This window comes from Massilia sp. GCM10023247 (assembly GCF_042653325.1).
GTDB lineage: Bacteria > Pseudomonadota > Gammaproteobacteria > Burkholderiales > Burkholderiaceae_D > Telluria.
Genome location: NZ_JBHSIB010000009.1, coordinates 143,497 through 168,159 on the forward strand (window position 1 = coordinate 143,497; position 24,663 = coordinate 168,159).

The 24,663-nt window shown below is 65.0% G+C and carries 17 protein-coding genes; 10 read left to right on the forward strand and 7 right to left on the reverse strand.

What is annotated here, in order from left to right; genetic code table 11:
- Window positions 1-34: 34 nt before the first annotated feature.
- Entirely contained in the window at window positions 35-4,228 is a 4,194-nt protein-coding gene (locus tag ACFPAH_RS08575; protein WP_379743649.1) for an SNF2-related protein, read from the reverse strand.
- A complete protein-coding gene (locus tag ACFPAH_RS08580; protein ID WP_379743652.1) occupies window positions 4,225-6,162 on the reverse strand; it encodes a prolyl oligopeptidase family serine peptidase in 1,938 nt (645 codons plus the stop codon). The genes ACFPAH_RS08575 and ACFPAH_RS08580 overlap by 4 nt, the downstream gene beginning before the upstream one ends.
- Window positions 6,163-6,665: 503 nt before the next feature.
- Between ACFPAH_RS08580 and ACFPAH_RS08585 the strand changes: the two genes are divergently transcribed.
- From ACFPAH_RS08585 to ACFPAH_RS08615, 7 genes are all read left to right on the forward strand, one after another.
- Window positions 6,666-7,865 carry a glycosyltransferase family 4 protein gene (locus ACFPAH_RS08585; protein WP_417568500.1) on the forward strand — a complete coding sequence of 400 codons (1,200 nt, stop codon included), beginning with the start codon at window positions 6,666-6,668 and terminating at the stop codon, window positions 7,863-7,865.
- 1 nt (window position 7,866) lies between these two features.
- Entirely contained in the window at window positions 7,867-9,030 is a 1,164-nt protein-coding gene (locus ACFPAH_RS08590; protein WP_379743658.1) for a TIGR03088 family PEP-CTERM/XrtA system glycosyltransferase, read from the forward strand.
- A gap of 213 nt (window positions 9,031-9,243) precedes the next feature.
- Entirely contained in the window at window positions 9,244-9,465 is a 222-nt protein-coding gene (locus ACFPAH_RS08595) for a hypothetical protein (protein ID WP_379743661.1), read from the forward strand.
- A gap of 68 nt (window positions 9,466-9,533) precedes the next feature.
- Window positions 9,534-9,890 carry a translation initiation factor Sui1 gene (locus ACFPAH_RS08600; protein ID WP_379743664.1) on the forward strand — a complete coding sequence of 119 codons (357 nt, stop codon included), beginning with the start codon at window positions 9,534-9,536 and terminating at the stop codon, window positions 9,888-9,890.
- Window positions 9,891-9,977: 87 nt separating this feature from the next.
- Window positions 9,978-11,066: a uroporphyrinogen decarboxylase gene (gene hemE / locus ACFPAH_RS08605; RefSeq protein WP_379743667.1), complete on the forward strand. Its 1,089-nt coding sequence runs from the start codon at window positions 9,978-9,980 to the stop codon at window positions 11,064-11,066.
- A gap of 571 nt (window positions 11,067-11,637) precedes the next feature.
- Complete coding sequence (locus tag ACFPAH_RS08610) at window positions 11,638-13,644, forward strand: primosomal protein N' (RefSeq protein ID WP_379743670.1); 2,007 nt, start codon at window positions 11,638-11,640, stop codon at window positions 13,642-13,644.
- Between the two features lie 43 nt (window positions 13,645-13,687).
- Window positions 13,688-15,127: a dihydrolipoyl dehydrogenase gene (locus ACFPAH_RS08615; protein WP_379743673.1), complete on the forward strand. Its 1,440-nt coding sequence runs from the start codon at window positions 13,688-13,690 to the stop codon at window positions 15,125-15,127.
- 52 nt (window positions 15,128-15,179) lie between these two features.
- On the opposite strand, the gene ACFPAH_RS08620 is transcribed toward ACFPAH_RS08615, so the two are convergent.
- The 3 genes from ACFPAH_RS08620 to modA all read right to left on the reverse strand — a co-directional run bounded on the left by ACFPAH_RS08620 (window position 15,180) and on the right by modA (window position 17,318).
- A complete protein-coding gene (locus ACFPAH_RS08620) occupies window positions 15,180-15,665 on the reverse strand; it encodes an SRPBCC family protein (RefSeq protein WP_379743676.1) in 486 nt (161 codons plus the stop codon).
- A gap of 175 nt (window positions 15,666-15,840) precedes the next feature.
- Entirely contained in the window at window positions 15,841-16,539 is a 699-nt protein-coding gene (gene modB / locus ACFPAH_RS08625; RefSeq protein ID WP_379743679.1) for a molybdate ABC transporter permease subunit, read from the reverse strand.
- Window positions 16,536-17,318: a molybdate ABC transporter substrate-binding protein gene (modA, locus tag ACFPAH_RS08630; RefSeq protein WP_379743682.1), complete on the reverse strand. Its 783-nt coding sequence runs from the start codon at window positions 17,316-17,318 to the stop codon at window positions 16,536-16,538. The genes modB and modA overlap by 4 nt, the downstream gene beginning before the upstream one ends.
- Window positions 17,319-17,387: 69 nt before the next feature.
- Here modA and ACFPAH_RS08635 point away from each other — a divergent pair, with 69 nt between their 5' ends.
- The 3 genes from ACFPAH_RS08635 to senA are packed head-to-tail and all read left to right on the forward strand — an operon-like array spanning window position 17,388 to window position 20,932.
- Window positions 17,388-19,469, forward strand: a complete 2,082-nt coding sequence (locus tag ACFPAH_RS08635; protein ID WP_379743685.1) for a UvrD-helicase domain-containing protein — start codon at window positions 17,388-17,390, stop codon at window positions 19,467-19,469.
- A 34-nt stretch (window positions 19,470-19,503) separates the two neighbouring features.
- Window positions 19,504-19,710, forward strand: coding sequence for a SlyX family protein (locus ACFPAH_RS08640; protein ID WP_379743688.1), 207 nt, complete (start codon window positions 19,504-19,506; stop codon window positions 19,708-19,710).
- Window positions 19,711-19,729: 19 nt separating this feature from the next.
- On the forward strand, window positions 19,730-20,932 hold the full coding sequence (gene senA, locus ACFPAH_RS08645; RefSeq protein ID WP_379743691.1) for a selenoneine synthase SenA: 1,203 nt from the start codon (window positions 19,730-19,732) through the stop codon (window positions 20,930-20,932).
- 48 nt (window positions 20,933-20,980) lie between these two features.
- Here senA and ACFPAH_RS08650 read toward each other — a convergent pair whose 3' ends face one another.
- Together ACFPAH_RS08650 and ACFPAH_RS08655 are read right to left on the reverse strand one after the other, a co-directional pair.
- Entirely contained in the window at window positions 20,981-23,089 is a 2,109-nt protein-coding gene (locus ACFPAH_RS08650) for an EAL domain-containing protein (protein WP_379743694.1), read from the reverse strand.
- A gap of 174 nt (window positions 23,090-23,263) precedes the next feature.
- Window positions 23,264-24,559, reverse strand: coding sequence for an FAD-dependent oxidoreductase (locus tag ACFPAH_RS08655; RefSeq protein ID WP_379743697.1), 1,296 nt, complete (start codon window positions 24,557-24,559; stop codon window positions 23,264-23,266).
- Window positions 24,560-24,663 lie beyond the last annotated feature (104 nt).

Here is a 24,663-nt window from a genome sequence, read left to right on the forward strand (position 1 = left end):
ATCCGGCCAGGTTCGGTTCGAAAAAGCGGCATCATCACATGGATCGCTTGCCGGCGCCAGGCGGGGCGGCCAGCGCGCCGAGCCCCTGGTGCAGCATCGCCAGCATGTCGGCCGGCGACATGCGCGCCGCGGCGTCGCCGCCTTCGAGCAGGCTGTCGGCCAGGTCGCGCTTGTGGCGGTGCAGCTCGACGATGCCTTCCTCGATCGTGTGGCGCGCGACCAGCCGGTAGATCGTCACCGGCCGCTGCTGGCCCATGCGGTGCGCGCGGTCCGAGGCCTGGTCTTCCACCGCCGGGTTCCACCACGGGTCCATGTGGATCACGTAGTCGGCCGCCGTCAAATTGATGCCGACCCCGCCCGCCTTCAGGCTGATCAGGAACAGCTCTCCCTCTCCCGCCTGGAAGGCGTCGACCCGCTTTTTACGCTCCTGCATCGGGGTTGCGCCGTCGAGGTACTGGTAGCGGATCCCGCGCGCATCGAGGTGCCGGCGAATCAGCGACAGGTGATCGACGAACTGGCTGAACACGAGCACCTTGTGGCGGTTCTCGAGCAGGCCCTCGACCAGGTGCGCGAACGCGGCCAGCTTGCTGCTGGCGATCCCGAGGCCGGGGGCGACGAGCTCCGGATTGCAGACCGCGCGCCGCAGCCGCATCATCTCGGCCAGGATCGCGATCGACTTCTGGCTTTGCGGCGCCTCCAGCGCCGCCAGTTTATCGAGCGCTTCACGGCGCAGCGATTCGTACAGCGCCGTTTCCTCCGGCGTCAGCTCCACCGGCAGCACGATCTCGGTGCGCGGCGGCAGTTCCGTCAGTACCTGGCTCTTGGTGCGGCGCAGGATGAAGGGCTGCGTCAGGCGTTTCAGACGCGCGCGGGCGCCGGCTTCGGCACGTTTGTCGTAGTTCTTGTCCTGCTGGGCCTTTTCGATCGGTCCGGCAAAGCGCAACTGAAACTGGTCGGCCGTGCCGAGCAGGCCCGGATTGATGAAGCGGAACAGGTTCCACAGTTCGCCGAGGTGGTTTTCCAGCGGGGTGCCGGTCGCCACCATGCGAAACGCTCCCTGCAGGGCCATCACCGCCTGCGAGCGGCGCGTGGCCGCGTTTTTGAATGCCTGCGCCTCGTCCATCACGATCGTGTGCCACTTCTTCTTGGCGAACAGCGGCGCCTCCAGCTGCAGCAGGCCGTAGCTGGCCACGACCAGATCGAAAGGACCTGCCTCTTCCAGCATCGCCGCCCGTTCGCCGGGACCGAACAAGCTGACGTTCAGGGTCGGCGCGAAGCGCGCGGCTTCCGCGATCCAGTTGGTGCAGACCGAGGTCGGCGCCACCACCAGGGTCGGGCCGTGCGGCGCGCGCAGCAGGATCAGGGCCAGCGCCTGCAGCGTCTTGCCGAGCCCCATGTCGTCGGCCAGGCAGGCGCCCACGCCCCAGTGCGCCAGGCGCGCCAGCCATTCGAAACCTTCCACCTGGTAGTCGCGCAGCTCGGCCTGCAGCGTGGACGGCAGCTGCGGCACATACTCGGCGCTCTCGGCCATCTTTTGCAGGTGGGTGCGCCAGGCTTTATCGACGTCGACGCTACCCGCCTCGAGGGCCAGTTCCTCCAGCGCGAAACTGGCCAGCGGGTGCACGCGCAGCGCTTCCTGGTCGGCATCGGTGTACGCGGCGAGATCGGTCAGGCGCCGGTGCAGTTCGTGGCTCAGGGCGAGGAACTGGTTGTCGCCCAGCGCCACGAAACGTCCCTCGCTGCTGCGCACCTTGTCGAGCAGGTGGCGCAGGTCCAGCACCCGGTTTTCGTCGACCACGATCTCGCCGTTCGCGGCGAACCAGTCCTTGTCGCGCTTGATGTTCAGGCGCACCGCGCTGGCGCTCACCTTTTTGCTGACGCGGAAGGGCTCGCCCTCGGGCCAGGCGATGACGACCCGCTCCGGGTCGAGCTCCTGCAACTGGCTCACCAGTTCCAGGCAGTGGATCGGCGCGCCGAGCAGCCATTCTTCGTGTTCTTCCTCGGCGCCTTCCAAGGCCGGGCAGCTCGCCACCAGCTGGCGTTCGGCTTCGCGCTCGGCGTTCAGGTCGCGCCTGGCCTCGGTGCGCACGCCGTTGAAATCGGCGATCACGCGCTCGGCGCCGCTGCCGGGCGCGTAATAGGCGCCGCTGTCGGGCAGCGGGCGCACCAGGATGCGCATGCGCAGGCCCTGGTGGTAGGGCAGCAGGTGCACGTGCAGGCGGCCATCGGCCGTGATGCGCTCGATGTCGGCCGCGCTGGCGCCGATGTCCGACTGCACGGTGACGATCGAGGAAATCGCGCCGATCGCCTGCAGCACCCGCACCTCGGCCTCCAATGGCACCACCAGCGATTCGCCGACGATGGCGCCGATGCGGCGGTGCTCGTCGCGGATGCGCACCACGCGCAGGCGGGTCGGCGTCTCGCGCGTGACGACCACGTCGCCGGCGCCTTCGCGCACCGGAGGACGCAGCGAAATCGTGACCTGCTCGCGCGCCGCCTTGACCAGCAATTCCGGCTCCCCCGGCAGCAGTTCGACCCGGGTGCCGGGCGCATCGAACCAGAACAGCAGCGGGTGCCCGATCAGCGCCGCCAGCGCCTTGTCGAGGTCGAATTCGTAGCGCAGCCCGCTGCCGTAATACTGGCGCGCGGCGCCGATGGTCGACACCACCAGGACGTCCTGGGCGGTGAGGAAGTCGAGCGTGGCCGCGCTATCGAGCAGGCGTTTCAGCCCGACCGGGCGGCCGCGGCTCCAGGCGCCCTGCGCGTCGCGCTTCTGTTCGCGCGGCTCGAGTTCCTGCACACCGAGGTGCGGATCGTAGCGGACCAGCCAGACCAGGCGCGATTCTTTTACCGCCTCGACGTTCACGGCCGGCTGCAGGTTGATCAAGGCGTTGAGCTGGCGTTCCCACGGCTGTTCGCGCTCGAACCAGTGGCTCATGTCGGTGAAGCGGCCCTGCTGGCGCAAGGCAATCGCGCGCTGCTCGTGCCCGACCGCACCCGGTCCGCCGAGCTGCCCGAGCAGGGCAGCCAGCTGGGCGCTGATGAAGCCGAAGCCGGCGCTTTCCGAGAGCGCCAGCGCTTCCTCGAGGCGCTGGCGCTGCTGCGCCAGTTGCGGCATGCCGAGCCACCAGTGCAGCAGGGCGCGGAACAGCACCGGCTGCAGCGCCGTCTCCCAGTTGCGCGAAGGCAGCACCTCGGCGTCGACCGTGCCGCCGCGGATCTGGCGCAGCATGGAGAGTTGCTGGTACACGGCCGTGTCGTGGCTCTGCACGGCGCGCGTGGCGCTGTCGAGGTAGCTCTCGACCGCCTTTTGATGCTTGCTGTCGGCGCGCCGCAGCAGGGCCGCCACATACAGGTGGCCGCCGATGCCTTCGAATACCTGCTTGCGCTTGCCAGTCTCGCGGCGCAGCAGTTTCAAGGCCGCGTCGAAGCCGGCCAGCGCTTCGTCGATATGGTCGCGCAGGAGCAGCAGCACGCTGCGGTAGAACAGGGCGGTCGAGTCGTCCAGGCCGGCCAGCAGGGCGGCGGCATCGTCCAGGCGCCCGCACAGGATCAGGTGCTCGGCCAGGTTGTCGCGCAGCTCGATCGACGCATGCGGGTCGGCCGCGAGGGCTTCGGCATAGGCGCGGATCGCGGGCGCGGCGCCCGGCTCGCGCTGGACATGGTCGACCAGCACCGCCAGCACCCCGTGCCTCAGTGCCGGGTTGATGCGCTCGACCAGCTCGGGTTCGAAGGGGCGCGCGCAGATCTCGACCAGCGGGTGCAGGTAGGCCGCCTCATGGCAGCGCCGGCAGGCGTCCAGCAGCGGCAGCACCGTTTTCGGGCCGTCGCCGCCGATCAGCGCCATGCGCAGCAGCGATAGCCCCTGGCGGTAGCTGCGCAGTACCGGGTTGCCCTGCCAGTCGCGCCGCAGCGGGCTGACGCTCTCGAACACGTCGCGCAGCTCGGTAAAACGGCCGTGACGCAGCAGGTAGTCGATGGCCGGCCACGCGGCGGGCGGCGCGACGACGGTGCCGCGCGAAGCCAGCTCGCTCGTCAAGCCGCGCTCGCGCAGCTGCGCCAGCTCGCTTGTCAGCGCGTCCTCGGAGGCGAATTCGCCGAGCGGCTCCAGGTGCTCGCGCAGGCGCGTGCGCCCGAACGGCTCGCCGGCCAGCGCCAGCAGGCCGAGGATCAGCTTCTGGTGCGCCGTGCAGGCAGCGAAGGCGTCGGTCAGGCTGGCTTCGGTCATGCAGCCAGGTTTTCGATCTCGACCGATGGCAATCCTTGCGGCGCCGGGATGCCGAACACGCGCAAATAAAACGCCAGCTCCGCTTCCAGCGTGCGCACCACGCTGTCGGCCTTGCGAAAGCCATGTCCCTCGCCCTCGAGCGTGATGTAGGCGACCGGCACGCCGCGTGCGCGCAGGGCATCGACCATGGTTTCCGATTGCTGCGGCGGCACCACCTTGTCGTCCAGTCCCTGGAAGAAGATCATCGGGCGCTGCAAGGCATCGGTATGGTGGATCGGCGAGCGCGCGCGATACACCTGGTCCGCATGCGCTTTCGGCGCGATCAGGTATTCGTTGTAGTGCGATTCGAACTTGTGCGAGTCGGCGTCGAGCCCCGCCAGGTCGGACACCCCGTAATAGCTGGCCCCGGCTTTGAAGACATCGTGGAAGGTGAGGGCGCACAGGGTGGTCAGGCCGCCGGCACTGCTGCCGCGAATGAGCAGGCGTTCGGGATCGGCCAGGCCGTTGTCGGCCAGGTGGCGCGCACCGGCCACGCAGTCCTCGACGTCGATGATGCCCCACTGGCCCTTCAACAGGTCGCGGTAGACGCGCCCGAAACCGGTGCTGCCGCCATAGTTCACGTCCAGCACGGCAAAGCCGCGGCTGGTCCAGAACTGGGTGGCCAGCTTCAGCGTGCTGGTCGCCATCCCGGTCGGGCCGCCGTGGCCGATCACGATCAGCGGCGGCAATTCGCCCGGCTGCGCCTCGAAGTCCTTGTTTGCCGGCGCATAGTGAAACGCGTAGGCGGTGCGCCCGTTGGCGCTGCGGTAGCGGATGCTGCGCGGGACCGACAGGTACTGTACATCCGGCAGGTTCGTGCTCGACTGCACCAAAATGCTGCGCTTCCCCGTCTCCGGGTCGATCAGGGCCAGCTCCAGCGCGATCGTCGGCGAGCCGGCCAGCACGGCGACGTGCTCGGGCGAGACGCGCAATTCGCGGATTTCTTCATAAGGCGTCTCGATGGGTTCGAGCGTGCAGCCGCGCGTGGACAGGCGCGCCAGGCGGCTGACGCCGTCCTCGATATAGGTGCAGACGATTTCGTCCTCGGAGCGGAAGCCGTACATCGAGCCGCCGAAGCTCCAGTGCGGGCCGCCGAACTCCGCTTCGCGCGGGCACAGCGGATGCACGACGCCGTCCTCGAAACGATACAGATTCCACCAGCCGCTGCGGTCCGACACGAAGTGCAGCAGGCCGTCGGGCGACCATTCGGGCTGGCAGATCGATTCTTCCAGGCCGCCGGCGATCAGGCGGCCGTCGACCAGGCTGCCGTCGTCCGCGATGTCGGCCACCCACAGCTCGGTGCTCTGCCAGGGCATGCGCGGATGGTCCCAGCACAGCCATGCCAGTTGTTTCCCGTCTGGCGACAGGCGCGGCGCCGCATAAAAATCGTTGCCGTCGACCAGGATGGTCTCAAGGCCATCGAAGCCGACCGCGCAGATCGTGTTCACGGGATAGGCCTCGCCTGCGAGGTGGTCTTCGCGCACGGCGACCAGGCGCTTGCGGGCGCGATCCGGCACGAAGTCGGCGTAGCGCACCGCGTCCTCCTTGGTGAGCATGCGTGGTTCGGCACCGGCATCGGCCTGGTACAGGTGGTTGTCGGCGAAATGCGAGAACCAGACCGTGCCCTTGTCCACCGCATAGGCGCCGCCGCCGTACTCGTGCACGCGGGTGCGCACGTTAAACGGGGCCGGGGTCAGTTCCGCGACCTCGCCCGCGCGCCAGCGCTGCAGCGTCGTGCGCCCGGCTTCGCTGGCGCGCCCGGCCAGCCACAGCACGTCGGCGCCGTCGAGCGCCACCTGCGACAGCGGCGTGGCGCCGGCCGCAACCACGGCGGCGCTGATCGGGGAAGTCCAGGTGCCGCAGGGAGCGGCCTGTTTGCGGTTCGGCTGGGTCATGGCGTCGGCATTTTTGAAGGTGGAACCGCATTATAAGAGCGTGGGCGGGTGAGCGGCAGCGCGCTGGTGCCTGACGCGCCGGGGCGCGCACCCCGTGGGCAAACGCACGAAAAAGTCGTTTGCTACCAATCCTTACATTGTCGGAAACATTTACAACTGCTGGTTACTTGCAATGAAACAGCGGTCGGTAACTCATCCGTTTCAAATACTTACATGCTTGGCCTGCTAATTGCTTATGTTTTGCGCATCACCAGCGGATGAGTTAGGCCGCAGGGCTGATGCGCCCAGCCGCTGCCGGCGCGCTGTTATCCGAATCCACCTGCTCCGGTGCCGAGCCTGCAGGCTCATGCCTGGACTGGTGTCGAACAACACATTATCGAATATCGGGAGGACTCCACGCCAGATCGACCACGCCACGCCAGTATTGAACTCTTGCCGAAGCGGAGCATCGCCTTCGCTATTTCCTGATCGAGACTGACAACTTGCCCGTTACTGACATGCCGATAAAAATTCTAACGTTCAGTACCCTGTTTCCTAACGCTGCGAAACCCCATCATGGGATATTCACTGAAACGACGTTGAGGCACCAGCTCGCCACCGGCGAGGTCGAAGCGAAAGTCGTAGCGCCTGTTCCCTGGTTTCCATTTTCCCATGAGGCTTTCGGGACATATCACCTTTTTGCCAAGGCACCGAAACGCGAAAACCGCGTCGGTGTGGAGGTATTTCATCCGCGTTATGTCGCGATACCAAAGATGAATATGTATCTGGCACCCTTCAGCATGGCCTTGTCCGCCAGGCCAGTGTTAGGCCGTTTGCTGGACGAAGGATATGAGTTCGACGTGATCGACGCGCATTATTGCTACCCTGACGGTGTGGCAGCGGTTTTGCTCGCGAAGTATTTCAACAAACCGGTCGTGATTTCCGCGCTTGGGTCAGACATCAACGTGCTCATGAAAGATCCGATCGCCGGACGCATGATGCTGTGGGCGAGTGAACAATCGGCCGCAATGATCAGCGTGTGTCAGGCGCTGAAAACCAGGATGGTCGAGTTCGGGATGGATGAACACAACATCACCCCATTGCGAAATGGCGTCGACCTCGCGCTTTTCAGACCGGTCGACCGCGAGGCAATGCGTAGAAAGCTGAACATGAACCGCTTTACCCTGTTATCGGTAGGGCATCTGATAGAAAACAAGGGACATCATCACATCCTGTCGGCCCTGGCCGACTTGCCTGACGTCGACCTGATGATCGCCGGCAGCGGGCCCGACCGGAAGCGGTTGGAAGCGAGGGCACACGCTGCCGGCGTGGCCGACAGGGTGCACTTTCTGGGGCCTTTACCTCAGCCAAGCTTGCGTGAGTACTATGGCGCTGCCGACGCGCTCGTATTGGCATCAAGCCGCGAGGGTTGGGCTAATGTACTACTGGAAGCGATGGCATGCGGCACGCCCGTGATTGCCAGCGATGTGGGCGGGACCGCGGAAGTCGTGTGCGACCCGGCGGCGGGGGTGCTAATGCCGAGTCCAACGCCGCAATGCGTGGCCGACGGCGTGCGCCAGCTGCGCGCTCACTATCCGGACCATGCTGCGACACGTGCTTATGCCGAAGGCTTCAGCTGGAATGAGACCACCCAGGGCCAGATACGGCTGTTCCTCCAGGCAGCACAGCAACGTCGCTTCAACATTCCAGTACTGTCCGGTTGATATGGCGAATTCGGCAAAGGAAAAAGTCGCGCACGGTGATGTCCCGCTCGTCGCGCATCTCGTCTACAGCTTCGGGTGCGGCGGGTTGCAGACGCTCGTGGCGGAATGCATCAATCGCATGCCGGTGCAGAATTATCGTCACGCAGTCATCTGCCTGACCGATGCGAAAGATGAGGCGGCCAGAATCAGCAGGACGGACGTCGTGTTCCATGACCTGGACAAACCACCCGGGAACAGCGTAACCACGCATCTCAAATTGTGGCGGCTGCTGCGCCGTTTGCGGCCTGCAGTCCTGCATACCTACAATGTCGGAACGATCGAATATCAAGCCATCGCATTGCTGGCAGGCGTTCCGGTGCGGATACACGCAGAGCACGGCCGGGACAGCATCGAAATCGATGGGAAACACAGCAAGTATAATTTGCTGAGGCGACTATTAATTCCCGTCATCGACGCATATGTCCCGGTATCGGCCGATCTCGGTAACTGGCTTCGCCAAACCATCGGCGTACCGGAACACAAGATTGCCATGGTCATTAACGGGGTAGACACAGAACAGTACGTGTCCCCGGATGGTGCTTCCCCGGCGCTACCCCGGCCGTGCTGGATAGGTACGGTCGGGCGCGTTGACCGTATTAAAAACCATGTCGGGCTGCTCGATATATTCGCGGTTCTGCTCGAACGCTTCCCGGCGCCGGCATTCGACCTGCGTCTGGCCATCGTGGGCGACGGCCCCCTGCTCGGGACCTTGCGTGATCGCGTTGCCTCGCAAGGCTGGGGCGAGCGCGTCGCACTGCCAGGCGCTCGCTCCGACATCGCCGACATCATGCGCGGGTTCTCCATCTTCGTGCTGCCATCCCACTCCGAAGCCACACCGGTCGTCATCCTGGAGGCGATGGCGACTGCCCTGCCAGTCGTGGCCAGCCGCGTCGGCGGTATTCCCCAACTCGTCCTGGATCAGCAAACGGGCTTGCTGGCCGACCCGGAAAATACCGCGTCCTTTGTCGATGCGATTTCGACTTACATCAACGATCCGCAGCTGCGAAAAGAGCACGGTGCCGCAGGCCGCGCGCACATTAAGAAAAGCTATAGCGTCGATGCAATGGTCGCCGGCTACGATGCGCTCTACACTCGGCACATGGGACGAAAAGGCAGGCGGCGCTGAGAATCGATGCGCTCTGGTCCAGTTCACAGCCCGCTTCAATCCAGCGCCCAGCGTACGCCGCCGTATTGGCGTGAGATGTATGATCCTTCCATGGCCTGCCAGGCTGAAGCTGGTTCGATCGATCGCTCAAGGAGGACCGCCATGCGCGCTTTGATATTGTCGGCAGCGAGCGTAGTTTGCTTGCTCGGATGCACGACCCCTCAAGAAAAAGCAATGAAGGAACAAGCTGAGATGGAGCGCATGATGGCCGTGTACGGGCCGGCATGCACGCAGCTGGGTTATGCAATGAACACAGACCCTTGGCGCAATTGCGTCTTGCAGTCGGCGACCAGGGACGGCGCCTACCGTAGCGGCGTATCGACGTCGATTTTCGGCGGGTGGGGCAGTGGCGGGCGCGGTTCCGGCATCGGCATCGGGATCGGCGTGGGGCGCTAGTGCCGCCACAAGGGGACCTCCGGCACTGTTAAACTTGCCTGCTCCACACCAAAAATGCTGAGCAAGACATGAAAAGCAGTTCCAGCAGCGCCCTGGTCTATTCCAGCGAGAGCGGGCGCATGTGCCCCGAATGCCGGCACCCCCTTGGGCAGTGCGCGTGCAAGGCCAAGGCCACGCCTGAGGGCGATGGCGTGGTGCGCGTGTCGCGCCAGACGAAAGGCCGGGGCGGCAAGAGCGTTACCCTGGTCAAGGGGCTGGCCCTCGATGGCGCGGCGCTGGCGCTGCTCGGCAAGCAGCTGCGCGCGGCATGCGGCTCGGGCGGCACGGTCAAGGACGGCGTCATCGAAGTGCAGGGCGACCATTGCGAGCGGGTCATGGAGCTGCTCGCCCAGCAGGGACATCGTCCGAAACGCAGCGGTGGCTGACGCTCGAGGACGCCGGACGCCTGCCAGTGCCCGCCGGCTGCGGAGGATGCGATAATACCCCTCTTCTGAGGCCATCCATTGTCTGCCATGCCACAATTTGCTCCGCTCAAGAACGACACCTTTCTGCGCGCGCTGCTGCGCCAGCCGACCGAGTACACGCCCGTCTGGCTGATGCGGCAAGCGGGGCGCTACCTGCCCGAATACCGCGCCACGCGCGCGCGCGCCGGTTCGTTCCTGGGCCTGGCAAAGAATCCGGATTACGCGACCGAGGTGACGCTGCAGCCGCTCGACCGCTATCCGCTGGACGCCTCGATCCTGTTCTCGGACATCCTGACCGTGCCGGATGCGATGGGCCTCGGTTTGTATTTCGCCGACGGCGAAGGCCCGAAGTTCGAGCGCCCGCTGCGCACCGAGGCCGATGTGATGGCGCTGCAGGTGCCCGACATGGCTTCGCTCGACTACGTGTTCAAGGCCGTCACGCAAATCCGCACCGAGATCAATGGCCGCGTGCCGCTGATCGGCTTCTCGGGCAGCCCCTGGACCCTGGCCTGCTACATGGTCGAGGGGCAGGGATCGCGCGAATTCCACACCATCAAAAAGATGCTGTACGCGCGCCCGGACCTGATGCACCGCATCCTCGAGATCAACGCGACCGCCGTCGCCCAGTACCTGAACGCGCAGATCGACGCCGGCGCCCAGGCCGTCATGATTTTCGATTCCTGGGGCGGTGCGCTGGCCGACGGCGCCTACCAGGAATTCTCGCTGCGCTACATGGAACGGGTAGTGAGCCAGCTCCAGCGCGAAAAGGACGGCGTGCGCATTCCGGCCATCGTCTTCACCAAGGGCGGCGGCATCTGGCTAGAGGAGATGGCCGATATCGGCGCCGACGCGCTCGGCCTGGACTGGACCATGAACCTGGGCCGCGCGCGCGCCCTGGTCGGTGACCGCGTTGCCCTGCAGGGCAACCTGGACCCGGCGATCCTGTTCGCCGCGCCGGAGCAGATCCGCGCCGAAGTCGAGCGCTCCCTGAGCGCCTATGGCGCGCCAACGCCGGGTTCCGGGCACGTGTTCAACCTCGGCCACGGCATCTCGCAGTTCACCCCGCCGGAGTCGGTGACGGCGATGGTGGAAGCGGTGCACAGCTTCAGCCGCCGCCAGCGCGCCGGCGCGTGCTGATCTGACACCAGGGTGGCGCTTGCCGCCACCGGTTTTCCCCAATCCACAGCTTTTCGCAGCGCAGCAAAATCACACTTGTTCACATGTTGTAAAACCATGTCTTGCAAGGCTGTGGACATATACAGTATCCCCGTGGATTGCTTAAGTCATTGAAATTGTTGGATTTAATCTTCTGCATGCACGAGAAATGACCGGCGGGAAGCGATTTTTACGTAACAGAAATGATAGCTTGTGCACCCTTGTTCACAAAGTTATCAACAGGCTGGATGGCTCATCAATAAAAATTCCTGTGTTTACCGGCACTTATCATATGCATCGCAGATAATTGTTTAAATCGTCACAGCCCATGGCAATTTACAGGAAGCAAAAACACAGTTATACACAATCGTTGCGGCAGGGTAAGGTAGTTGCTGTGGACTACTTTGATGATGCTAAGTCATTGAATTTGAATGAGTTATTTCTCCTTGGTTTTCTGTGAATCACAGCGGGTTTGACTTAACGTAAACTTCTCCACGGGTCAAGCCCTTCTTTCTCCACAAAGTTGTCCACAGCCTCAAGAATAAGGTCAAGATTGTCGTACTGCATTCTTCAAATCGCCCTCGACACGCCGCTCAACAGCGTGTTCGACTATGGCTGGCCGTATGAAGGCGATGTTGCGCCGCAGGTGGGCCAGCTGGCGCTGGTCAGTTTCGGGCGGCGCGAGGTCGTCGGCCTGATCGTCGCCATCGCCGCCGAGAGCGATGTCCCGGCCGACAAATTGAAGAACGCGATCGCCGTGCGCGACCAGTTGACGCCCCTGTCGCCGCAATGGCTGGCGCTGGCCGGCTTCGCAGCCGACTACTACCAGCGTCCGCTGGGCGAAGTGGCGCTGCCGGGCCTGCCGAAGAACCTGCGGGTACCGAGCACCGTCGCCCTCGACCGCGCCCTGAAAAAAATGGCGAAGTTGCCCCCGCCCGGCGACCCGGCCCCGGTCGACATGCCGCCCTTGAATCCGTCCCAGCAAGAGGCGGCCGACGCCATCGGCGGCGCCACCGGCTTCACGCCGGCGCTGCTGTACGGCGTCACCGGCAGCGGCAAGACCGAGGTCTACCTGCAGGCCTGCGCCCAGGTGCTGGCGCGCGACCCGCAGGCGCAGATCCTGATCCTGGTCCCCGAGATCAACCTCACGCCCCAGCTCGAGGGCAACATCCGCGCGCGCTTCCCAGGCCTGATGCTGGCCACGCTGCACAGCAGCCTGTCCGAAGGGGAGCGCATGCTGCACTGGTTGGCCGCGCACCAGGGCCACGCGCGCATCGTGCTCGGCACGCGCCTGGCGATCCTGGCCTCGCTGCCGCATTTGCAGCTGATCGTGATCGACGAGGAACACGACCCCTCGTACAAGCAGCAGGAAGGACTGCGGTATTCGGCGCGCGACCTGGCGGTGTGGCGCGCGCGCCAGCTCGCCATCCCGATCGTGCTCGGTTCGGCGACGCCGTCGCTGGAAAGCTGGCACCACGCCCAGACCGGGCGCTACGAACTGCTGCAACTGCGCGAGCGCGCCGTGCGCGACGCCGTGCTGCCGAGCGTGCGCCTGCTCGACATGGAGCGCGACAAGCCGAAGGACGGCCTCACCAGCGGCCTGCTGGCGGCCCTGCGCCAGCGCCTGGAGCGCGGCGAGCAGTCGCTGCTGTTCCTGAACCGGCGCGGCTATGCGCCCGTGATCACCTGCGAAGCCTGCGGCTGGATCAGCAACTGCACGCGCTGCACCTCGTTCATGGTGCTGCATAAGCCGGAACACCGGCTGCGCTGCCACCACTGCAGCCTGGAACTGCGCATCCCGCGCCATTGCCCGACCTGCGGCAACGTCGACCTGCAGCCACTCGGGCGCGGCACCCAGCGCTTCGAGGAAGGCTTATCGGCGATGTTCCCGCAGGCGCGCATCCTGCGCATCGACGCCGATTCCACGCGCAAGAAGGGCAGCGCCCAGGAAGCCTTCGACACGGTCCACCGCGGCGAAGTCGACATCCTGATCGGTACGCAAATGGTCGCCAAGGGCCACGACTTCAAAAAGCTGACCCTGGTCGGCATCCTGAACCCGGACACGGCCCTGTTCTCGCAGGATTATCGCGCCAGCGAGCGCCTGTTCGCGCAATTGATGCAGGTGGCGGGCCGCGCCGGGCGTGCAGGTCTCGCGTCCGAGGTGCTGATCCAGACCCGCTACGCCCAGCATCCGCTGTATTCGGCCGTGGTGCGCCACGACTACGACCGCTTCGCCATGAACCTGCTGGAAGAGCGCCACCAGGCCGCGCTGCCGCCCTACATGTACCAGGCGCTGCTGCGCGCCGAGGCGCCGGAGCTGGCGACCGCGATCGCCTTTCTCGAAGAAGCGCGCGACATTCTTCCAACTGATATGGTGACGATCAACGATCCGATCCCGATGACGATGACGCGCGTGTACAACGTCGACCGCGCCCAGCTGCTGGTCGAGTCGCCGTCGCGCCCGGCGCTGCAGGCCTTCCTCAAGGAGTGGTTATCCCTGCTGCGCGCGATGAAGACGCGCGTGCGCTGGTCGCTGGAAGTGGACCCGCTCGACATTTAATCGCAAAACGGCGTATGGTTTGGCGTACACGATGGGGAACAACATGAACACACTACAAGTCGACGTCGCCGTGATCGGCACCGGCACCGCCGGCATGTCGGCCTACCGCGCCGCCAAAGCGCAGGGCGCGCGCACGGTCGTCATCGAAAGCGGGCCTTACGGCACCACCTGCGCCCGGGTCGGCTGCATGCCCAGCAAACTCCTGATTGCCGCGGCCGACGCCGCCCACATGCTCGACGTGGCGCCCGGCTTCGGCGTCCATCCCGGCGAAAAACGCATCGATGGGCGCGCCGTCATGGAGCGCGTGCGGCGCGAGCGCGACCGCTTCGTCGGCTTCGTGCTCGACAGCGTCGAGGATTTTCCGGAACAAGACCGGATCCGCGGCCATGCCCGCTTCACGGGGCCGCATACCCTGCGCATCGACGAGCAGCTTGACATCGAAGCCCAGCGCATCGTGATCGCCACCGGCTCGGCGCCGGTGATGCTGCCGCAGCTGCAGGATGTCGGGCCCGGCGTCGTCACCAGCGACGACGTGTTTTATTGGGACGATCTACCGGGCTCGGTGGCCGTGATCGGCACCGGCGTGATCGGCTTGGAGCTGGGCCAGGCGCTCAGCCGCCTGGGCGTGCGCACCAGCCTGTTCGCGCGCGGCGGCAGCGTCGCCCAGCTGAGCGACCCCGAGGTGCTGCACGCGGCCATGCGCACCCTGTCGGAAGAACTCGACCTGCACTTCCAGACCGAAGTGGTGCGCGCAGAACAGCAGGGCGACCAGATCCTGCTGACCATCCGCGACGCGCTCGGCAAGGAGTCCAGCGCGCGTTTCGACCGCGTGCTGGTCGCGACCGGCCGAAGGCCGAATGTGCACGGCCTCGGGCTGGAGGAAACCGGCCTGGCGCTGCAGGAGAACGGCGTGCCCGTCTTCGACAGCCGCACCATGCAGTGCGGGAACAGTCATATTTTCATCGCGGGCGACGCGAACAACGAGCTGCCGCTGCTGGCCGAGGCGGCCGACCACGGCAAGATCGCCGGAGAAAATGCGGGGCGCTACCCGGACGTGCGGCCGGGCCTGCGCCGCACGGCGCTCGGCATCGCTTTTACGGAACCCAACATCGCCACGCTCGGCAAGAGTTACCGCGCGCTGTGCGAGGACGGGCGGCCGAAGTTCGCGATCGGCAAGGTCTCGTTCGAAAACCAGGGCCGCAGCCGGGTCATGTTGCAGAACAAGGGCATGCTGCGGGTGTATGGGGAATACGGCAGCTGCCGTTTCCTGGGCGCGGAGATGATCGCGCCGCGCGGGGAACACATCGCCCACCTGCTGGCCTGGGCGGTGCAGGCCCACCTGACGGTGCCGCAAATGCTCGACATGCCGTTTTATCACCCGGTGATCGAGGAGGGCGTGCGCACGGCCTTGCGCGACCTGGCGGCCGAGCTGGCGAAGGGGGCGAACCGCACCGATGCGGCCGACTCGGAGCCGGGGACCTGAACTGCAGGGGTGCTTGTGCCGGGGCCCCGCCCCGGCGCCCGCACCGCCGGCGTCAATTCAAATAACTCGCATCCAGCTTGCCCTGCTCGGCCATCTGGCGCACGATGCGCACGGTGTCGATATCGGCTTCCTGGTAGGCCGATTTTTTGAATTCGGCATACATCTGGCTGGCCGGGTCGAGCGCTTCGCCCATCCCGTCGTCGTAGCAAAAGCGCACGAACAGCTGGTACTGGTCGGGCGACTCGATCGTCATGGTCAGGCTCGAGGCGTTGATTTCTCCCTGGGCCGGCACGTCGTAGCGCACTTCCTGCAGCGGCGTGAACAGCACCGTGTCCTCGACGATCAGGTCGCCGTAGCGCAGGCGGCGCTTGAACACGCCGCTTTCGCGCTCGCCGATGGTGCACTCGTCGAGATGCGGGATGAACAGCTTCGGCATTTCCGCGCGAATCACCAGCCCGCGCCACAGCTGCTCGCGCGTGATCGTGTGGGCCAGCGGGTTCATCGGGTCGTTAATTTCAATCAGGTGTTCGAATATCATTGGTTCTCGTGCTTGTAGAGGGTGGCGCCAAAGGCGCATGGTAGCCGATGCAGGCGATTGAGAGCGCCTAACAAAACCTCCATGGCTGCGTTGCAGCGTCTCGCCGTACAGGCGTACTGTCTTCGACGCCGCGCCTTGCCCTGAAGGTTTTGTTAGGCGCTTCAAAAACGCGCTCTTAGTTGGACAGCAGGATCGCATTCTGCCTGCGCTGCAAAAATGCAATGCCGATCAAAATGGCGAAGGAAATTGCCAGCAACACCAGCGCATATGCGTGCGCCGCGCCGTAATTCAACTTTTGCGCTTCATCGTAGAGCGCGATCGAGGCCACCCGCGTCTGTCCTGGAATGTTCCCGCCCAACATCAGCACGACGCCGAACTCGCCCATCGTGTGCGCAAAGCTGAGCGAGACGCCGGTCAGGATGCCGTGTTTCGACAGCGGCATCACGATCGCCCAGAAGGTTTGGCGGCGCGTCAGGCCCAGCGCCAGCGCCGATTGCACCATGTCGCGCCCGACGCCGCGAAATGCTGCCTGGAAGGGCTGCACGGCGAACGGCAGGCTGTAGATCACCGATCCCGCCACCAGCCCGGCAAACGAAAACGGCAGCGGATGGCCGAACACGCTGGTCCAGGCCGCCCCGACCGGCTGCTGGGGTGCCATCAGCATCAGCAAATAAAAGCCGATCACGGTGGGCGGCAGCACGATCGGCAGGCTGACCAGGGTCTCGATAAAAATGATGCCGCGCATCTTGCTGTTGTTGAGCCAATTGGCCAGCGGAATGCCGATGATCAGCAGGACGATGGAGGTGACGGCGGCCAGCCGCAGGGTCAGCCCGATGGCGTCCCACAAGGCGGCCGTGAACTGCGTATCGATCATCGGGTCGCGCCCGGCGGCAGGTCGAAGCCGTTGCGCGCCAGGATCGCGCGTGCCTGCGGTGATGACAGGAAACGCACGAAGCCGGCCGCATGCGGCTGCTGTTCTCCGGCGCGGGTGACGATGGCGCCCTGTTCGATCGGCGCCAGGCCCGTCTGCGGGATCAGCGCATGACGGCCGACGCCTTTCAGTTTGGTCGCGTGCAGGGTCGCAAACGACACGATGCCGAGCTGGGCGTTGCCGGTCTGGACGAATTGCGCGGTCTGGGCAATGTTTTCGCCGACCACGATTTTCGGTTGGGCCGCCGCCCACAGGCCGTCCCGTTCCAGTGCCGCCTTGGCGGCGCGGCCATAGGGCGCAGTGACCGGGTTGGCGATGGCCAGGCGCGCCACGCGCGGATCCTGCACCAGGGCCGCCAGCCCGCGCGCCGGGTCGATTGCCGGGTCGAGCGACCACAGCGCAATGCGGCCGACGGCATAGGGAACCAGCGTGCTGCCGTCGGCCGCGCCGAGCTTGGCGAGCTGGCGCGGATAGTCCATGTCGGCCGACAAAAACACCCCGAATGGGGCACCGTTGCGAATTTGTGCAAAAAAGTTGCCAGACGCACCAAGCGACACCTTGAGCTCGGCATCAGGTGCGGTTTTCCGGTACGCGCCGACCAGTTCGTCGATACAATAGCCGAGATCGCTGGCGGCAGCGACCAGCAGCGGGCGCGCCAGCGCAGGCAGCGCCAGGCTCCACGCCAAGCCCGTCGCCACTGCAAAAATAAGCAATTTTTTCATGCTGAACATTGTAGCGCGCAGCCCCTGCGGCTTCGTTACAATGGTCGGCTGTCTTCAAGAATATTTCCCATGTCCAACGCACCAAAGTTCGGCCTGAACGGGCCGCAAAGCGAAGCCGTGCTTTACCTCGACGGCCCCTGCCTGGTGCTGGCTGGCGCCGGCTCGGGCAAGACGCGGGTGATCACGCAAAAGATCGCGTACATGATCGAGCACTGCGGCTATGACCCGCGCACGATCGCGGCGCTGACGTTTACGAATAAAGCCGCGCTCGAGATGCAGGAGCGCATCGCGAAGCTGCTGAAACAGCCCAAGCAGGCCAAGCAATTGACGGTGTCGACCTTCCACTCGCTGGGCGTCAAGATCCTGCGCCAGGAAGCGGCCGGCGTCGGCTTGAAGGACCGCTTTTCGATCATGGACAGCGACGACTGCTATACCATCGTGTCCGACCTCGGCCTCACCACCGATAAACAGGAAATCCGCCGCATCCAGAATTGCATCTCCTTGTGGAAGAACGGCCTGGTCGATCCGGACGATGCGATCCGCGATGCGAAGGACGAAGACGAGGCCCAGGCCGGCCGCATCTACCGCAGCTATGTCGCCACCCTGGCCGCCTACCAGGCGGTCGATTTCGACGACCTGATTCGGCTGCCGGTGGAGCTGTTCCGCAACAACGAATCGATCCGCGACCGCTGGCAGCGACGCTTGCGCTATCTGCTGATGGACGAGTACCAGGACACGAATACCTGCCAGTACGAGCTGGTCAAGCTGCTCGTGACGGGCCTCGGCAAGAAGCCGATGTTCACGGCGGTGGGCGACGACGACCAGGCGATCTACGCCTGGCGCGGCGCCTCGGTCGAAAATTTAAAAACCTTGCAGACCGACTTCCCGGATCTGCGCGTGATTAAACTCGAGCAGAATTACCGGTCGACCACGCGCATCCTGCAGGCGGCGAATGCCGTGATCGGCAACAACCCGAAGATTTTCGAAAAGTCCCTGTGGTCGGAACACGGCCTGGGTGAGCCGATCAAGGTGCTCGGCATGCAGAGCGACGAGCAGGAGGCCGACCAGGTCGCGATCATGATTTCGTCGGACCATTTTCAGCGCAAAAATAAATGGGCCGATTTTGCGATCCTGTACCGCGGCAACCACCAGGCCCGCATCATCGAGCAGGCGCTGCGCAAGGAACGCATTCCGTACACGATTTCCGGCGGCCAGAGCTTTTTCGACAAGGCCGAAATCAAGGACATCATCGCTTACCTGCGCCTGATCGCCAACGAGGGCGACGACCCCGCATTCATCCGCGCCGTCACCACGCCGAAACGCGGCGTCGGCATGGGCACGCTGGAAGTACTCGGGGAATTCTCGAAGCAGTGGAACTGTTCCTTGTTCGAAGCTGCCTTAAAAGGCGGCATCGAGGCGAAATTGCAGGACCGCCAGCTGCACCCGCTGCGCGACTTCTGCCGCTTCATCAACGAGCTCGAATCGCGCGCCAGCCGTCCGGGCCCGTCCGGCAGCGGCGAAGCGGCCGCCGAGGTGCTCGACGACATGATGAAAGAGATGAACTACGAGCACTACCTGTACGAGAATTTCGACGACCGCGCGGCCCAGGGCAAGTGGCAGAACGTGATGGAGTTTATTAACTGGCTCAAGGAGCGCGGCAACGGCGGACGCGACGGCACCGGCGAGCAAAAGAACCTGCTCGAACTGACGCAGATGGTGGCGCTCATGTCTATGCTCGAGGGCAAGGACGAGGAGCAGGACGCGGTGCGCATGTCGACCCTGCACGCCTCGAAAGGACTGGAATATCCGCACGTCTACCTGGTCGGCGTGGAAGAGGGCATCCTGCCGCACAAGGGCGACCCGGACGACCCGATCGAAAAGATCGCCGCGCGCATCCAGGAAGAGCGGCGCCTGATGTACGTCGGCATCACGCGCGCCCAGCGCACGCTGCAGGTCACCTGGTGCAAGAAGAGGAAGCGCGCCGGCGAACTGGTCCACTGCGACCCGTCGCGCTTCATCAAGGAGATGGCGCTCGACGAGGGCGATGCGGCCCCCAAGGAATCGGAAATCATCAGTCCCAAGGACCGCCTGGCCAGCCTGAAGGCCTTGCTGAATACGCCCAAGCCGGATGCCGGCAAGCTGCTGTCATAATGCCGCCACTTTTTTAAACATGCCAGGAACCGCCGTGGAACACGAAGACCGTTTTGTCGATATCGAAATCAAGCTGGCGCACATGGAAGACCTGGTCGATTCCCTGAACACCACCGTGTACCAGCAGGCGCGCCGCATTGATCAACTGGAAACCATGGTGAACACCCTGGGCGAGCACCTGCGTACCCTGCGCGAGGCCGGGCAGCAGAATCCGGTCAACGAGCGGCCGCCGCATTATTGATTCCTTTTACAATGGGCGCATGACTACCCACCATGCATCGTTTCGCCGGATGGGCGCGCCCGCGCTCGACGTCGCTTTGCAGGACGCGCGCCGGCAGACATTGGCCCTGTTCGATGCCCTGGCCGGCGCCGGCTACGACGGACCGGCCCGGGTACCGCGCCTGGCCATCCTCAATCCGCCGCTGTGGGAACTCGGGCACGTGTCCTGGTTCGCCGAATGGTTTGTCCTGCGCGAGGCCGCCAGCAGCGCGCCGGGCGCTGCCCGCGGGCCCTCTCTGCTGGAGAGCGGCGACCGCTGGTTCGACTCGAACACAGTGGTCCACGCCAGCCGCTGGGCGCTCGACCTGCCCGCACCAAGTGTGATCAAGCAGTATTGCGGCGACGTGCTGGACCGGATCCGCGAACGGCTGGCGCGCACACCCCACGACGACGCGGCCCTGTACCCATTGCGCCTGGCGCTGGCGCACGAGGACATGCATGGCGAAGCCCTGCTGTACACCTTGCAGACGCTCGGAGCCGCCGCGCCTGCTTCTTTCCCTGCCGTGGAGCAGGCGCGGGCTGCCAGCGGCGAGATCGCCTTTGGCGCTGCCCGCTTCCTGCGCGGCGGTGAGCAGGCGCGCGGCTTCGTGTTCGACAACGAAAGGCAGGCGGCCGTGTGCGCGCTCGGCCCGTTCGCGATCGACGCTCGCCTGGTGTCGAATGCGGCCTATCTCGCCTTCATGGGCGATGGCGGCTACGCGTGCCCCGCGTACTGGAGCGCGGCCGGACAGGCATGGCTGAAGGAAAGTGAACGCGCCGCGCCGCGCTACTGGCAGCGCGAAGCGGCAAGCACGGACTGGCACACCCTGGAATTCGGCAGCCGCGTCGCGCTCGATCCGGCCGCGCCGGTGCGCCATGTGAGCTTGTACGAAGCCGAGGCCTACTGCCGCTGGGCCGGAAGGCGCCTGCCGCGGGAAGACGAGTGGGAGGTCGCGGCGACGTCAAACCCGCCCGGCTTCCATTGGGGCCAGTTGTGGGAATGGACGGCGTCGCCTTTCGAACCCTACGCCGGTTTCACGGCCGACCGCTACCGCGAATACTCGGCGCCGTCTTTCGGCAGCTGCCAGACCCTGCGCGGGGCTTCGTTCGCGACGCCGGCGCGCCTGCGCTCGCCCCATTTCCGCAATTTTTATAGGCCCTGGCGCGACGATATGTTCGTCGGGTTTCGTACCTGCGCCCTGTAGCACGCCGCGTCGAGGCCGACCCCTGCCTGCCACGGCACGCCGTACCGGTCAGGCGTGACCGGCACCGCTGTACATCCTTTCAAACTCCCGGATCGGCACCGGCCTGCCCAACAGGTAGCCCTGCAGTGTGCCGCAGCCGCCATCGACCAGGAAGCTGCGCTGCGCTTCGTGCTCCACCCCTTCGGCGACGATGTCCAGCTTGAGCTTGCGCGCCAGGGCGATAATGGCCTCCACGATCGGAACCGCATCCGGATTCAGGTGCACGTCGTGCACGAATGAGCGGTCGATCTTCAATGCCGTCAGCGGAAAGCGCCGCAGGTAAGCGAGCGACGAGTAGCCGGTGCCGAAGTCGTCCAGCGAAAAACGCACGCCCTGGCTGCACAGCTCCCGCATGTGGGCAATGATCTCGGAGACGTTTTCCGCGAAGACGCTTTCCGTGAGCTCCAGGCATAACCTGTCGGCTGGCGCGCCGGTGTGCTGGAGGATGTCGGCCACTTTCCCTGCAAAGTCGTCGCTGCGCATTTGGTGTGCACTGATGTTGACCGCAAGTTCGAGCCTGGCAAGCGTGCGGTCCGTGCGCCAGCGTGCCAGCGCGCGGCAGCTTTCCTCGAGCACGAACTGGCCCAGCGGGACGATCAGCCCCGAGGATTCGGCCAAGCCGATGAATTCGTCGGGCGCGAGCAGCTGGCCACCGGGGTTGCGCCAGCGTACCAGCACCTCGGCGCCGACCAGCTGTCCCTGGCCATCGAACTGGGGCTGGCAGAACAGGACGAACTGCTGCTCGGAGAGGCCCGCGCGCAGGGCGTGCTCAAGCGCCGCCTGGTGCTCGGCTGCTGCCTGCATGTAGGGATCGAAGAAGCGGGCAGTGTTGCGCCCCTCCGATTTGGCGCGGTACATGGCGAGATCGGCCTGTTTGAGCAGGGTGTCGATCTCGGTCGAGGTACAGTCGAAGAGCGCCACGCCGATGCTTGGCGTGCTCAGGAACTGCCGCCCGTTCAGGTGATACGCCTGACCCATCACGGCTTGCAGTTTTTCCAGGACGTGGTGTGTTTCGGCCACGGCCTCGTGCAGGTCCTTGCCGAGCTCTTCGAGCACCAGCACGAACTCGTCGCCACCAAGGCGAGCGAGCTGGTCACAGTCGCGCAGCCGTTCGGCGACCTGGCGCAGCAGCATGTCGCCGACATCATGACCCATCGTATCGTTGAGCAGCTTGAAATTGTCCAGGTCGAGGAAAATGACGGCGCCCATGCGTCCCGAGCGCTGGCTGCGGGCCAGTGCCTTGTCCAGTTCCTCCACCAGCAAGCGGCGGTTCGGCAAGCCGGTCAGGTGATCGAAATTGGCCAGTTCGTAAATCCGTTGCTCGGCAAGCTTGCGCTCGGTGAGGTCGGTGTTGGTGCCCGACACCCGCAGGGCCTTGCCGCTGGGGTCACGGGTAACGAACCCGCGCGACAGGATAGGCAGGTAATGCCCGTCGCGATGGCGCAGGCGCCACTCGACGCTGTAGGTTTCGCGGTCGCCTTCGAGCAGGTCGTTCCAGTAATCGGTCAGGCGCGCTCTGTCGTCGGGATGCATCAGCTCCTGCCAGAGACCGGTATGGCAGCCAAGCTCCCCCGGCAGATAGCCAAGCATGTTCCACCAGCGCTCGGAGTAAAACACTTCGTTCTTGACGAGATCGTAATCCCAGAGAGCGTCAGTCGAACCCTGCAATGCCAGGCGCAGGCGTTCCTCGGATTTTTGCAGCCTTTGTTCTGCCTGTTTCAACGCAGTGCAATCGGTAAAGCACACGACGACCCTGCACAGCAGGCCGTCGATACCGATTTCCGGATAGGCGTTGCAGATCACCCAGCGTACCGATTCCGATCCCTCGCTGCACATGCCGACGACGACCTGCGACTGCTGGCGGCCGGTGTGCAGGACGAGGTTGACGGGGAACTGCTCGGGCGGCATCGGATGACCGTCGTCGCACAGGAAGTGCCAGGCGGTACTGTTGGAAACGGTGCCACGCAGCTGCTCCGGGCTTTGCCCGATCAGTTCGCAGGCAAGCCGGTTAGCATGCAGGATACGGCCGTCCGCGCCGTGCACGACGACACCTGCGGGCAAATGATCAAGCAGGTCGTCGAGTCGACGCTGGATATCCGCGGCAGTGCTGGCGATCATAAGGAGCCCGGCGATAGGATATCAAACGTGCATCCGATGGTAGCACGGACCTGTTGATTCAACTTTGGATGTCAATACGTCCGTGAAAACGCTCCGGTAGCACGCAGTCTTGATGAGCGCGCCTTGTGCAGGGAAGTAGCGCATGCGAGGGTAGGGCTGCACGAATACTTCATCCTACATTGCCTTGCTTCCCAATCGCTCCCCAAGCCGCTTGCCCAGGCACAGCAAGGTCAAGGTCGGCGGCAATCCCCATGGCTCCGGAATCACCGAGGCGTCGCACACGTACAGTCCCGGTGTCTGGGTCTGCAAATGCGCATCGACACCGTCGCCGATGCGCACGCTGCCGCCCGGGTGCGCCGCGAAATGCCAGGATGTAAAGAGGTGACGGGCGCCGGCTTCGCGCAGGATCGCCTTGGCCATGCCGATGCCGTGGGCCAGCTTGCGGCGGTCGCCCGGCTGCAGCGTTTTATCGGCCCAGCGCGGTCCGATGCTGCCGCCGATCTCGTCGCGGATCTTGACCATCATCGACAGGGTGCGGCGGTGCGCGAACAGGCGGTCGACCCGCCCGACTTGCGCCGCAAACGCCGCGTACATCGGCTGCGGCAGGGTCAGGTCGGCCAGCGCGATGCCCTCATCGACCAGGCTCATGCCGGCAGCCATCGGCACCTCGGCGCCGCCGTCGATGTCGTCGACGCTGCCCATCACCGCCACCACCGGATCGCTGAAGAAGGGAGATTCGCGTGGCCCCAGGCTTGATGCGTGCAGCAGGCGCGGACTGCCGATGCCGCCGGCGGCGAGCACGACGAGCGGTGCCGCCACAAGGCGGGCCTTGCCGCCCACGTCGACTTCGACGCCGGCCGCGTGTCCATCTTCCACCAGCACGCGCAGCACGCGGGCGCGCTCGACCAGCTGCGCGCCCAGCGTGCACGCCTCATCGAGAAAATCGCGCGCCGTCCACTTGGCGCCAAAGGGGCAGCCGTAGACGCAGCGCCAGCAGCCGCTGCGGCAGCTGTCTGGCCGGATCATCTTGTCCAGCTTGTGCCAGTCGAGTCCCATGGCGCGCGCCGCAGTCATCATGCGCGCGGCCATCGGGCCGACCAGCGAGTCGGGCAGGGGTGCCATCGGCAGTTCGGCGCCCAGTTGCGCCAGGGCCGGCGCCAGGTCGATGCCATGGCGCGCGAACATGGTCCGGGGTGGCGGGGCGGCCGTCGCAAAATTGATGGCCGAACTGCCGCCAGCCGTGATGCCGGCCACCAGCAGCGAGGCGTCGCGGTGGAGGTAGGCGCCCTTGCCGGGAACGGCGGCCATGGACGCCATCTGCGTGACCGTGCCCGTCAGCGGTTCGGCGCCGCCGCGCTCGAGCACCAGCACGCGCATGCCGGCGCGCGCCAGCTCGCGCGCGGTGCTGGCGCCGCCCGGCCCGCTGCCGACGACGATGGCGTCATACGAAGAACGAAAGATGGGGACCATGGAAGGAGGGGTGTCGGAACACTGCGATGCTACCACGGCGCGTTTCTGCTATGGCGGCGAGAATGTCTATACAACTTTGTATGGGATTGTTTCCAGCGTGCCGA

Coding starts and splice junctions, on each gene's coding strand:
- ACFPAH_RS08575 (WP_379743649.1), bottom strand. CDS start 4,228: ATGACCGAAGCCAGCCTGACCGACGCCTTCGCTGCCTGCACGGCGCAC.
- ACFPAH_RS08580 (WP_379743652.1), bottom strand. CDS start 6,162: ATGACCCAGCCGAACCGCAAACAGGCCGCTCCCTGCGGCACCTGGACT.
- ACFPAH_RS08590 (WP_379743658.1), top strand. CDS start 7,867: ATGGCGAATTCGGCAAAGGAAAAAGTCGCGCACGGTGATGTCCCGCTC.
- ACFPAH_RS08595 (WP_379743661.1), top strand. CDS start 9,244: ATGAAGGAACAAGCTGAGATGGAGCGCATGATGGCCGTGTACGGGCCG.
- ACFPAH_RS08600 (WP_379743664.1), top strand. CDS start 9,534: ATGAAAAGCAGTTCCAGCAGCGCCCTGGTCTATTCCAGCGAGAGCGGG.
- hemE (WP_379743667.1), top strand. CDS start 9,978: ATGCCACAATTTGCTCCGCTCAAGAACGACACCTTTCTGCGCGCGCTG.
- ACFPAH_RS08615 (WP_379743673.1), top strand. CDS start 13,688: ATGAACACACTACAAGTCGACGTCGCCGTGATCGGCACCGGCACCGCC.
- ACFPAH_RS08620 (WP_379743676.1), bottom strand. CDS start 15,665: ATGATATTCGAACACCTGATTGAAATTAACGACCCGATGAACCCGCTG.
- modB (WP_379743679.1), bottom strand. CDS start 16,539: ATGATCGATACGCAGTTCACGGCCGCCTTGTGGGACGCCATCGGGCTG.
- modA (WP_379743682.1), bottom strand. CDS start 17,318: ATGAAAAAATTGCTTATTTTTGCAGTGGCGACGGGCTTGGCGTGGAGC.
- ACFPAH_RS08635 (WP_379743685.1), top strand. CDS start 17,388: ATGTCCAACGCACCAAAGTTCGGCCTGAACGGGCCGCAAAGCGAAGCC.
- senA (WP_379743691.1), top strand. CDS start 19,730: ATGACTACCCACCATGCATCGTTTCGCCGGATGGGCGCGCCCGCGCTC.
- ACFPAH_RS08650 (WP_379743694.1), bottom strand. CDS start 23,089: ATGATCGCCAGCACTGCCGCGGATATCCAGCGTCGACTCGACGACCTG.
- ACFPAH_RS08655 (WP_379743697.1), bottom strand. CDS start 24,559: ATGGTCCCCATCTTTCGTTCTTCGTATGACGCCATCGTCGTCGGCAGC.